9 protein-coding genes are annotated in these 11,818 nt (G+C 55.7%); 3 read left to right on the forward strand and 6 right to left on the reverse strand.

Annotation, left to right across the window (positions count from 1 at the left end; genetic code table 11):
- Window position 1: 1 nt before the first annotated feature.
- The 6 genes from ACI6NM_RS08310 to fba all read right to left on the reverse strand — a co-directional run bounded on the left by ACI6NM_RS08310 (window position 2) and on the right by fba (window position 8,663).
- Entirely contained in the window at window positions 2-1,180 is a 1,179-nt protein-coding gene (locus tag ACI6NM_RS08310) for an AAA family ATPase (protein ID WP_158358650.1), read from the reverse strand.
- Between the two features lie 231 nt (window positions 1,181-1,411).
- Entirely contained in the window at window positions 1,412-2,407 is a 996-nt protein-coding gene (locus ACI6NM_RS08315) for a GHMP family kinase ATP-binding protein (protein ID WP_337424846.1), read from the reverse strand.
- A gap of 10 nt (window positions 2,408-2,417) precedes the next feature.
- Entirely contained in the window at window positions 2,418-3,719 is a 1,302-nt protein-coding gene (locus ACI6NM_RS08320) for an HAD-IIIA family hydrolase (RefSeq protein ID WP_438500844.1), read from the reverse strand.
- A 16-nt stretch (window positions 3,720-3,735) separates the two neighbouring features.
- Window positions 3,736-5,370, reverse strand: a complete 1,635-nt coding sequence (locus ACI6NM_RS08325) for an O-antigen ligase family protein (protein WP_262426697.1) — start codon at window positions 5,368-5,370, stop codon at window positions 3,736-3,738.
- 217 nt (window positions 5,371-5,587) lie between these two features.
- A complete protein-coding gene (locus ACI6NM_RS08330; protein ID WP_022273120.1) occupies window positions 5,588-7,705 on the reverse strand; it encodes a glutamine synthetase III family protein in 2,118 nt (705 codons plus the stop codon).
- A gap of 91 nt (window positions 7,706-7,796) precedes the next feature.
- Window positions 7,797-8,663, reverse strand: a complete 867-nt coding sequence (gene fba / locus ACI6NM_RS08335) for a class II fructose-1,6-bisphosphate aldolase (RefSeq protein WP_022273121.1) — start codon at window positions 8,661-8,663, stop codon at window positions 7,797-7,799.
- Between the two features lie 177 nt (window positions 8,664-8,840).
- On the opposite strand from fba, the gene sfsA reads away from it, so the two are divergent.
- The 3 genes from sfsA to feoB all read left to right on the forward strand — a co-directional run bounded on the left by sfsA (window position 8,841) and on the right by feoB (window position 11,773).
- On the forward strand, window positions 8,841-9,551 hold the full coding sequence (gene sfsA, locus ACI6NM_RS08340; protein WP_022273122.1) for a DNA/RNA nuclease SfsA: 711 nt from the start codon (window positions 8,841-8,843) through the stop codon (window positions 9,549-9,551).
- Between the two features lie 114 nt (window positions 9,552-9,665).
- Window positions 9,666-9,899 carry a FeoA family protein gene (locus ACI6NM_RS08345; protein ID WP_022273123.1) on the forward strand — a complete coding sequence of 78 codons (234 nt, stop codon included), beginning with the start codon at window positions 9,666-9,668 and terminating at the stop codon, window positions 9,897-9,899.
- On the forward strand, window positions 9,896-11,773 hold the full coding sequence (feoB, locus tag ACI6NM_RS08350) for a ferrous iron transporter B (RefSeq protein ID WP_337424843.1): 1,878 nt from the start codon (window positions 9,896-9,898) through the stop codon (window positions 11,771-11,773). Before ACI6NM_RS08345 ends, feoB begins: the two co-directional genes overlap by 4 nt.
- The last annotated feature ends 45 nt before the right edge of the window (window positions 11,774-11,818 follow it).

The following is an 11,818-nucleotide window of genomic DNA, read 5'->3' on the forward strand; positions in this document are numbered from 1 at the left end:
GCTATTTTTCGATCTGTTTTTCAAACTCTTCCCAGAAGTTCTTATTTCTCATGGGAATCGCCCCATATTTTCCAAGGATATACCCGTTTTTCAGGTTTTCTGTTTTTCTCACATTCCGTATCTCCATCAGAGAGTACAGGTTTGTGGCCCTCTCTTCGTTCAGCTCTGTGAACCAGATCTGATCCCTCCGGAACAGGTTCGAGTCCAGGAGACTGGTATCATGGGTAGAGAAGATCAGCTGGGCCGAAAATCTGTCTGACGTTCTCTGGAACAATTCTGCGATCTGGTAGATCAAGGCTTCATGAAGGCAGGTTTCCAGCTCGTCACAGATCAAAACCCGGCCCTTGCTTAAGATATCGATCAATGGACATAAAATTTCAAACAGCTTTTTCACGCCATCCGACTCCTCTGTCATCAGATCCGTTTCAAACTGATCGTAGACCACCTGGGCTTCGATCCGTTTTGTCTGGTTCTCCGGGATCCTTACATCCCTGATCTGGTTCCCCAAAAGCCGCATCAGGATCAGAAAAATTTTCTTGATGTCTGGATCTCGCCTCATCAGATTCAGCGAATAATCCATCCAGTTATTCTTCTTTGAATCATAGATCACCAGATCTCTGGTAAAAAACAAAAAGGCAGCCTCCACTTCTTTTACGTTGGAAAAGTTTGCCCCGCAGGCCAGAAACAGGCGGTTTTCCTTTAGGACGTTGAGGCTTTGCTGAAAGGAGCTCTTATACCGGTCTCCCGGCGTAACGGCCTGACCGCTGCGCTCAAAGATCTTCACCTGGCGGCCCTTTGGGAAGTAGTACAGATATTCCTCCGCGATCTCCTGGTCCTGAACAGTAAATCCATATGCATAGCGGATCCCTTCTTTTAAAAACTGAATCGCATAGCTGCTGGCGTCTCCCTCTTCGCTGGTCTTATGTTCCGATTGCGGTACCTTTTCCCCTGGCTGAAAGCGCATGCTCTTATCCACCATAAGTGCACAGAAATTCAGCGCGTCAATAAAATTGCTCTTTCCGGAGCCATTAGGGCCGTAGATCACCGCCGTCCTAAGGATCCGCATCCCATTATGGAGCTTTAAAGATTTCTCATGAGTATCATCGCTTCCGGCGAGCATGGAAAATGTAATTTCATTTTTAATGGATTTATGATTGGAGCACCTGAATTCCAATAACATACCGATTACCCCTGTCGTTTTATTTACCACCATAATACCCCTCATATCCATGTTCTGTCAATGTGATCTGCACAAAATCCGCAGATTGAACAAATAAAACCTATAATCAGTATGTCTATCTCTCTGCTTTTTATTCTTCCGGACTCGTCAGCCAGCTCCATTCCGCAAAAAACCGGGCCGCCGCAGAACGCAGGCCTAAAAGCCTCCTGTCCCGCAGCGCCCCGGCTGCTCCTATCTCTTCTCGTACATCTCCGCCGTATAATGGATCACTCTGGTCCCGCTGTTCTCAAACTGGAACGGTACGTATAAAAGGTCCTCCATGGCCTTTGCCACAGCCTCTCTCTTATCCTCCTCCACGTAAAACAGCAGGAAGCCGCCGCCTCCGGCGCCCAGGAGCTTTCCGCCAAGAGCCCCGGCCTCGATCCCCTTGGCATAAAGGCCGTCGATGGAGTCTGTGGAGATCCCGCTGGAGATCCCGCGCTTTAACTTCCAGGTATAGTCCAGAAGCCGGCCAAATTCATTAAGATCCGTCTTTGTGGTCAGCACCTTCTCTGCCTCGTCCACCAGGGACAGCATTTCCAGAAGCTGCCGTTCCTTATCGGCCATGTCCTTCTGGGTGGTCTTCTGGATATCTGAGGAGAACCGGGAAAAGCCGGTGAAAAACAGCATCAGATTCCGGTTCAACTGGGCCTTCCGGTCCGGGGAGATGATCACTGGATTCACCTCATAGCCGTCGGCGTTAAAGTTGATCCGGTTCAGGCCGCCGAAGGACGCGGCGATCTGGTCCTGGACGCCGCCGCTTTCCTTGCAGAGCACCCGCTCCAGATAGATGGCGTCGTCGGCCAGCTTCCGCTTATCGGCGTATTTGCCCTTTAAGGCGTAAAACGCGTTCAGCATGCCCACAGCAAAGGAGCTGCTGGTGCCCAGGCCGGACCGGGCTGGCAGGTCTGCCTCATAGGTCAGGCGGATCTCCTGCATGTCCAGATATTTCATGGCCTCCCGGATGGCCGGATGCTCGATGGCCTCCACGTCGGTCACCCGCTCGATCCTCGAGTAGGACAGCTCTGTGGAATAATCGAAGAACCGCGGCAGATGGCGCACGTTCACATAGCAGTATTTATCAAAGGTGGTGGAGATCACGGCTCCGCCATGCTCCTTATAAAATCCCGGGAAATCGGTCCCGCCGCCAAAAAAGGACATGCGGAACGGCGTTTGTGTAATGATCATGAGATCCCTCCTAATCCATCTCCAGGATCTTCTCCACGGCCTCCAAAAGGTCCTTGCAGACAAGATCCGGCGTTACATCGTATTTTTTATCCTTTCCTGCCTCTCCGGTCAGCACCAGGGCGGTGCGCATTCCGGCGTTGATCCCTGTCTGGATATCCATGGTGGTGTCTCCCACCATCCAGGAGGCGGAAAGGTCAATGTTATATTTTTCTGCCGCCTGCCCGATCAGGCCGGTCTTTGGCTTCCGGCACTCACAGGGGATCTTGTAAGCCGGATTCTCCTCCGGGTATCCCTTGTCCGGGTGATGGGGGCAGAACAGGATATCGTCCAGGAACACGCCCTCCTTCCCCAGAAGGGAGGACAGCTTCCGGTGGATATTTTCCACATCCTCGATCCCGCAGAGGCCCCGGGCCACCACCGGCTGGTTGGTGATGACGATCCCCAGGCGGCCCGACTGGTTGATCCGTTTCACCGCCTGGACCGCGCAGGGCTCCAGCTCAAAGTCCTCCTCCTTATATACCAGGCCCCGGTACTGGTTAATGGTACCGTCCCGGTCCAGGAAGATGCATTTCTGCTTTCTGCTGAGGGATTTCTCCGCAATAAAGCCCCGTTCAATATCCTTTAAGGTCTGCTGGATCCGGTCCACAGTCCCCACATCCTTCACATACTCCGGGGAGCGGTAGCCGTACACCGACTCTCCGTCCTGGATCATTCCCTGGATCACATCGTTTTCCAGGTTCCGCTTCACCGGCTCCGGAACCCGGTCACAAATTTTTCTGTTAAACACGAAAATTCCAGCATTCACACAATTTTCATACCAGTAGTCCCTGGTATTGTGCTTGGAGTCGAATTTCCGCACCCGGTCGTCCTCATCTAACACCAGGAGATCCGAGTCATAGGGATGGCCGTTGGGATGGACGAACAGCGTGGCCGCTGCCTTTTTCTTCTCATGAAAGGCCAGCATCCGGCCGAAATCAATGTCAAAAAACAGGTCCCCGGACATCATGAAGAAGGTCTCCTCCACCATATCCTTTAAATAATAGAAGGAACCGGCGGTGCCCAGGGGCGTTTCCTCCACAAAATACCGGATCCGTACCCCAAAACGCTCCCCATCTCCAAAAAATTCCTGGATCTTTTCGCCCAGATGGCCGATGACCATGAGGATATCGGTGATCCCGTGGTCCTTAAGCCTCTCCACCTGCCATAATAACAGCGGTTTTCCCGCCACCTCCACCATGGGCTTCGGTATCTCGTCTTTCGTAAGGGCCGCCAGGCGCGTCCCCTTTCCTCCGGCCATGATCACTGCCTGCATATGCACACTCTCCGTTCTATATGGATTCATTTTCCTTTTTCTTTAACTGTCTGCTGACGCCCATGGCCAGAAGCTGCACCGTCACAGGCATAGCCACCGGAAGGTTTAAGTTCACCGTGGCCTGGACCGCATAAGCCGCCAGGGCAAACAGGCAGGCCGCCACCTCCGGCCGGTCCTTGAGGTTCCTTGCCATCCAGACAATGGAGGTGCCCAGCCATGCCATATAGGACAGCATGCCGAACAGGCCGATGGTGATCAGATAGTGGAGGTATTCGTTATGGGCGTTGTCAAAGATCACATTGCCCAGCTCTCCCAGATAATAATTTTCCATGAGCACCCGGAAGGTCTCCGGACCGTAGCCGAAGATCTTGTCCTTGGTGGTGAAAAACTCCCTGAAAACCTCCATGGACCGGATCCAGGCATAGCCGCGATTGGTCCCCCAGGCGTCATTGAACACCACATATTTACTGATGGCCGCGTACTTTTCCGCATTCCCCGCCGCATTGGCGTCGTAAAGCACATAGATGACTCCAGCCGCAATGAAGGCCAGAAAGCCCAGCCAGACAAAGCAAGGCCATCTGCCGATCCGGTCTTTTTCTCCCTTTCTCCGGATGGTCAGCGCCGTCAGCACCGCCGCTGCGATCCACAGGGCCAGGACGATCTCCTTAAAATGCTCGTACTGGACGAACATGGTAAACAGGCTGTCGATGCCCAGGACCTTGTCCGCGTATTTCACATTGGCCCATTCCACGATCCAGGCCGCCGTGAAGAACCCTGCCGCTGCCATAAGGTATCTCCGTATCCCGCTCCAGGTCCGGAACAGGTACAGGGGCAGGAAGCCCAGAAGCGCTCCCAGGGTCAGATAGGCGTTGTCGCTGGTTCCCATGATGATGGCCACGCTGGACACCATCATGGCGGTAAAATACCAGATTCTCTTCCTCCAGTCCTTATCCAGGGTGAATAAGGTCATGGACACCGCAAGCACCGCGCCCACATAAACGGTGTACGTATTAATGTTTCCGAAGGTGGAGACGAAGGTGGCGTGCTGGTCCGCCGAAAGCTCTGCCTTAAAGTGGAGCAGATCCATCCGGAAATAGTCGGTGATGCCGAAGCCGCAGACCAGCATTCCCGTCACCAGGAACAGATCCAGATACCACTGACGGAACCGGAAAAACCGGGTCACCAGGAAGTAGACCACCGTATAGAGGGTGATCAGAAATACGCCGTTATACCGGCCGAAGGTCCCCCAGAAGGCATCCCAGCGCCAGTCCACGCAGAGGATCCAGGAAATGACATTGGCTCCCCAGAACGCCAGCATGGCCCAGTCCACAAAATTCAGCCCTCCAAGGATCCGCTTAAAAAATCCGCTTCCTCCCTTTTCACTGCCGTCCCCTCTGAAAAATCCCGCGATCCGGCCGCTGAAGATCCCGTAAAAGAGCATCAGCGCCATGGCCGCAATGGAGGCGACACAGTAAAAATGGTACTTGGTCTCCAGAATGTTGTAATAATAGTTATCGTATGCCAGGGGAAAGATACCCAGCACCGCCACGGCAAACACGCCCATGATCCCGGCCATGCTCCTGGCGTCCTTTTCCCGCAGTTCGGGGCTGTCCGCCCCTTTCTGCCTCTTTCCAGATACTTTATTTGACATATCTCTTACTCTGCTGCGGCCTGCGCCGCATTTTCCTTTCCTGTTTTCCTTGTTTTTAGAGAAAAAACCAGGTATAGTATACCATTCTCCGCCATTTTCCGCAACGGTATGCAGAGGGAAATCTCCCAGGCTTCCGGCGCGGGGCAAGGAAAAGACCGGCCGCCCCGGCAGATCGTCTCCGCCGGACCGTCCGGTCCTGCGCCTTATGGCGTAAAATTTATACTTCAAAGATCATATCGCCGTAGCTGGGGAAGGGCCAGTATTCCTTGTCCACGATCATCTCCAGGCGGTCCGCAGGCTCTCTGAGCCGGTTCATGGCCGGTACCATCTCATCGTAGCAGAAGTGGGCCCGCTCCTTCATATTAGACATGGTCCCTGCCTTCTCCAGATCCTTCCGGATCTCCTCCATGGCGTTTTTCATGGCAGCCAGCAGGCTGGAGACCTCCAGCACCAGCTCCGTCTGCACACTCATGTCAGCCTCCGGGCAGGCGGTCCTTACTTCATTGAGGGACCTGGCCAGATCTCCCGAATACCGGATCACCGCCGGAATGATCTGCTTTCCAGCCATGTCTGACATGGTCCGGGCTTCCACCAGAACGCTCTTGGCATAAGTCTCGTACTCGATCTCTGCCCGGGCGTACAGCTCGGATCTTGTGTACACGCCGAAGTCTCCGAACAGCTTCACGGCCTTTTCTGTCACCAGGGACGGGATGGAGTCCACCATGCACTTTAAGTTGGGAAGACCTCTCCGTTCTGCCTCCTGTACCCACTCCTCGGTGTAGCCGTTGCCGTTGAAGATGATCCGTCTGTGCTCGGAAAGCAGCTTTTTGATCAGGTCATGGACCGCTGTGGGGAAGTCATCGGAGGCCTCCAGGATATCCGCCGCTTCCTTAAAGGCCTCTGCCACAATGGTATTCAACACCACATTGGCGGAGGAAATGGAGTCGGATGAGCCCACCATACGGAATTCAAATTTATTGTTGGTAAATGCGAAGGGCGAGGTCCGGTTCCGGTCTGTGGCATCCTTATCAAAATCCGGAAGTGTGGTCACGCCGGTCCTTAAGGTACCGCCCATCTTGGAGTGGGTGGCGGAGCCGGTGCTGCAGAGCTGGTCGATCACGTCCTCGATCTGCTCGCCCACAAAGATAGAGATAATGGCCGGCGGCGCCTCCTGGGCTCCCAGACGGTAATCGTTTCCGGGAACGGCTGCCGACTGACGGAGCAGGTCTGCATGGACGTCCACAGCCTTCATGATGCAGGCCAGCACCAAAAGGAACTGGATGTTCTCATGGGGCGTCACTCCCGGCTCCAGCATATTGATGCCGGTGTCGGAGGTCAGGGACCAGTTGTTGTGCTTTCCGGAGCCGTTGACGCCCTGGAACGGCTTTTCATGGAGCAGGCAGGCAAGGCCGCGGCGGCTGGCTACCTTTTTCATGGTCTCCATGACGATCTGGTTGTGGTCCACCGCCAGGTTGGCCTTAGTGTAGATGGCCGCCAGCTCATGCTGGGCCGGGGCCACCTCGTTATGCTGGGTCTTGGCCGCCACCCCCAGCTTCCAGAGCTCCTCGTTAAGCTCCTTCATAAAGGCGCCCACCCGCTCCCGGATCACGCCGTAGTAATGGTCGTCCATCTCCTGGCCCTTGGGCGGCATGGCTCCGAACAGGGTGCGGCCCGTATAGATCAGGTCTTTTCTCTGTAAATATTTTTCCCGGTCCACCAGGAAATATTCCTGCTCCGGTCCCACCGACGGGATCACCCGCTTCACGGCAGTGTTGCCGAACAGATGGAAAATGCGGACCGCCTGCTTATCGATGGCCTCCATGGAGCGTAAGAGCGGCGTTTTCTTATCCAGGGCCTCTCCCCCGTAGGAGCAGAAGGCTGTGGGGATGCAAAGGGTCACGCCCAGGGCGTCCTTTTTTAAGAACGCCGGGGAGGTACAGTCCCAGGTAGTATAGCCCCTGGCCTCAAAGGTGGCGCGGAGGCCGCCGGAGGGGAAGGAGGAGCCGTCGGCCTCTCCCTTGATCAGCTCTTTCCCCGAAAGATCCATCAGGACTCTTCCGGCTGCGTCGGGACTGGTGATAAAGGAATCGTGTTTTTCCGCCGTAACGCCGGTCAGGGGCTGGAACCAGTGGGTATAATGGGTCGCTCCATTGTCCACCGCCCAGTCCTTCATGGCATGGGCTACCACGTCTGCGATGGACGGGTCCAGCTCGCTTCCGTCCTCAATGGTCTGCTTCAGCTTCTTATAGACGCTTTTGGGCAGACGCTCTCTCATTACCGCGTCGTCAAATACATTTTCTCCAAAAATTTCTGCCACATGGATGGCCTCGCTCATAGATTTTTCCTCCTCATGTATACTGGCCCAGCCAGATTTGCAAAAACGTTCTCCCGGAAAGGGGAGAACGTTTGATTGCCGCACGCGTCTTTTATTCTGCCTTGCCAATGGAACCGAACAGCTCCATTTTGGTCTTCACAGTCTCTTTGATGGCCGCTGCGCCGGGAGCCAGAAGCTTTCTCGGGTCAAAGCCCTTTCCTTCCAGATCCTTTCCTGCTTCGATGTACTTTCTCGTAGCATCGGCAAATGCCAGCTGGCACTCGGTATTTACATTGATCTTTGCAACGCCCAGGGAAATGGCCTTCTTGATCATATCCTCCGGGATCCCTGTACCGCCGTGAAGCACCAGAGGCATATCGCCCACCTTCTCCTTCACTGCCGCAAGGGTCTCGAAGCTTAAGCCCTGCCAGTTGGCCGGGTATTTTCCATGGATATTTCCGATTCCCGCAGCCAGCATATCAACACCCAGGTCTGCGATCATCTTACATTCGTTGGGATCTGCGCACTCGCCCATACCAACTACACCGTCTTCCTCACCGCCGATGGCGCCGACCTCAGCCTCCAGGGACATGCCCTTTTCACGGCAGATGCGGATCAGCTCCTTGGTCTTCTCCACGTTCTCCTCGATGGGATAGTGGGAGCCGTCGAACATAATGGAAGAAAATCCGGCTTCGATGCACTTTAAGCAGCCCTCATAGCTGCCATGGTCCAGGTGAAGGGCAACGGGAACTGTGATGTTTAATTCCTCCAGCATACCATTGACCATTCCCACAACAGTCTTATATCCGCCCATATACTTTCCAGCGCCCTCGGAAACCCCAAGGATCACCGGAGATCTTAATTCTTCCGCTGTCTGAAGGATCGCCTTTGTCCACTCCAGGTTGTTGATGTTGAAATGGCCTACTGCATATTTTCCGTCTCTTGCCTTTGCAAGCATTTCTTTCGCTGTTACTAACATAATCTTGGACCTCCATTTGCGTCATATTGTTTCAGGCCGCATCATAAGCCGGCGCTGTATACTCAAGGTGATTATACCTTATTTCTCCAGGTTTGAAAAGATTGATTTCACAGTTTCCTTTATTAATATTAAATCTGCTCCATTTATGCTATAATCCAGGGACGGAGGTATTTTCCTATGATCTATGAAAATGTAATGCAGGCCGTTTTCCTTTCCCGTCCCAACCGGTTCCTGGCCCGGGTCCTTCTGAACGGAAACGAGGCGGTCTGCCATGTAAAAAATACAGGAAGACTGGGAGAGCTCCTGATCCCAGGCGTCCCGGCGGCGGTGCAGTTCCATCCAGACGCCATGGCCCAGGGAAGGAAAACAGAATACTCGCTGATCGCCGTAAAAAAAGAGACCGCCCAGGGGCCGCAGTGGGTCAATATTGACTCCCAGGCCCCCAACCAGACGGCGTGGGAATGGCTCACCGCCGGAGAGGGGCTTCCCTTCTGTCCCAGGCCGGACCATGTAAAGCGGGAGGTCCGCTATGGGGACTCCCGGTTCGATCTGGCCTTTTCCTGCGGCGGCTCTCCCTGGTTCATGGAGGTAAAGGGCGTGACCCTGGATATGGACGGTACGGCCATGTTCCCGGACGCGCCCACGGAGCGGGGGATCCGTCACCTGGAGGGCCTTGCGCAGGCCGTAAAGGATGGATACGGAGCGGCCGCTCTTTTTGTGATCCAGATGAAGGGCGTTCATGCTTTTTCTCCCCACCGGGAACGCCACCCGGAATTTGCCGATGCACTAAAAAAGGCGAAGGAAAACGGCGTCCATATCTGGGCCTATGACTGCGCCGTCACAGACCGCTCCATGAAGCTTGACGCGCCGGTTCCCGTGATCCTCTGATCCCCGGTCCCCTGCACTGGTTCCGGTGTTCCCCGGCTCCCCCGCCCTGTACAGGCACAAAGCCGCCCGCTTTTTCATATCTCACTCATAAGCAACGTGCGAGTGAGTGATTTCATGGTACTACCATTGAGCAGTATAAATACAGGCGGATCCGCAAAGATCCTGGCGCTGGCCAATCCGCCGTTAATGGCCGGGCGGCTTTCTGACCTGGGCTTTGAGCCGGAGGAGGCCGTCACCTGCGTGCTCCGGAAACGGAAAGGGAACATTGCCGCCTATCTGGTCCGCGGGGCCGTCATCGCCCTCCGGGAGGAGGACAGCCGCATGATCCTGGTGGAGGCCCTCTCATGACGCGGCGCGTGGCCCTAATGGGCAACCCAAACGTGGGAAAAAGCACCATTTTCAACGGTCTGACCCGGCTCCGCCAGCACACCGGCAACTGGGCCGGAGTCACCGTCTCCTGCGCCGTGGGACAGTTTTCCTATGGCGGCCAGGATTTTTCCGCCGTGGACCTTCCCGGCATCTACTCCTTTGATACCCGTTCCGCTGAGGAGGAGCTGACAAAGGATTTTATTTTAAACGAGGACTACGACTTTCTGCTTGTGGTCTGCGACGCCACCTGCCTGGAGCGGGGGCTGTATCTGCTGTCCCAGGCCGCAGGGCTGCTGGAGCACAGAGAGGAGGCTGGTCCCATGCCCCAGGCGGTCCTCTGCGTCAATCTCTGCGATGAGGCTGAAAAAAAGGGGATCCGGATCGATTTTAAGGCCCTGGAGCGTTCCCTGGGGATCCCTGTGACTCCCTGCTGCGGCCGGACGGCCAAAGGCCTGTTAACCTTAAAGAAGCTGCTGGCCTCCCTGGCCGCCTCATGCCCCTGTGCCTGCGCCTCCTGCTCCCTGGGCTCTCCGTACCGGAGGCTCCCCTCCGCCTTCTCCCCCAAAGACCTGGCGGCCCAGGCGGTCACCTATACAAAGGAACATTACAGAAAAAGGGAAGAGCGTCTGGACCGGATCCTCACCGGCCCCTTCACCGGTACGGCGGTCATGGTACTGCTGCTTCTGGGGATCTTCTGGCTCACCATCACCGGGGCCAATTACCCGTCCTCCATGCTGTGGGACCTGTTTTTCTCCCTGGAGCCGCGGCTGGCTGAGACCGCCCTTTCCATAGGCCTCCCCCAGTGGTTCATCGACATGGCTGTTTTCGGCGTATACCGAGTGGTGGCCTGGATCGTGTCCGTCATGCTGCCTCCCATGGCCATCTTTTTTCCTCTGTTCACTCTGCTGGAGGATCTGGGGTATCTGCCCCGGGCGGCCTTTAATATGGACGGCGCCTTCCACAAATGCAGCGCCTGCGGAAAGCAGTGCCTGACCATGGCCATGGGCCTGGGCTGCAACGCCGCCGGGGTGGTGGGATGCAGGATCATCGACTCCCCCAGGGAACGGCTCATCGCCATCCTCACCAACAGCCTCATGCCCTGCAACGGCCGGTTCCCCCTGCTGCTGACCATGATCGCCCTTCTGGGAGCCGGAGGCGGCGTCTGGGCAGGGCTTCCGATGGAAAACCCGGTGCTCTCCTCCCTGCTGACCGCCCTGGTGCTGACGCTTTTTATCCTGGCAGCCATCCTGGCCACCCTTGGGGCCTCATTCCTGTTATCCAGGACTCTTTTAAAGGGCGTTCCCTCGTCCTTTACCCTGGAGCTTCCGCCCTACCGCCGCCCCCAGCCGGGAAAGGTCATCGTCCGCTCCATCTTTGACCGGACCCTGTTCGTCCTGGGCCGGGCCGTGGCTGTGGCCGCCCCGGCCGGTCTGGTGATCTGGCTTCTGGCCAATCTGACCGTGGGCGGAGAAAGCCTCCTTATGCACATTGCAGGCTTTCTGGATCCTCTTGGGACCCTTATGGGACTGGACGGCATCATCCTCATGGCCTTTATCCTGGGCTTTCCCGCCAATGAGATCGTCCTGCCCATTATCCTCATGGCCTATTTACAGAGCGGCGTCCTGGCCCCCATGGACGATAAAACGGCCATTTTAAGCCTGCTGTCCGCCAACGGGTGGACCGTTAAGACCACCGTCTGCATGGCTGTTTTCTCCCTGTTCCACTGGCCCTGCTCCACCACCTGCCTCACCATAAAGAAGGAGACGGGAAGCTTAAAGTGGACCGCCGTATCCATCCTTCTGCCCACCGGGATCGGCGTCCTCCTCTGTATACTGGTGAATCTGGTGTTCTGATGATCTTCCCCGTTCTCCTGTGTAATGATGCCAGGGTCAAAAGGC

This window comes from Pilosibacter sp. YYHA0881 (assembly GCF_051602715.1).
Lineage (GTDB): Bacteria > Bacillota > Clostridia > Lachnospirales > Lachnospiraceae > Alitiscatomonas > Alitiscatomonas aceti.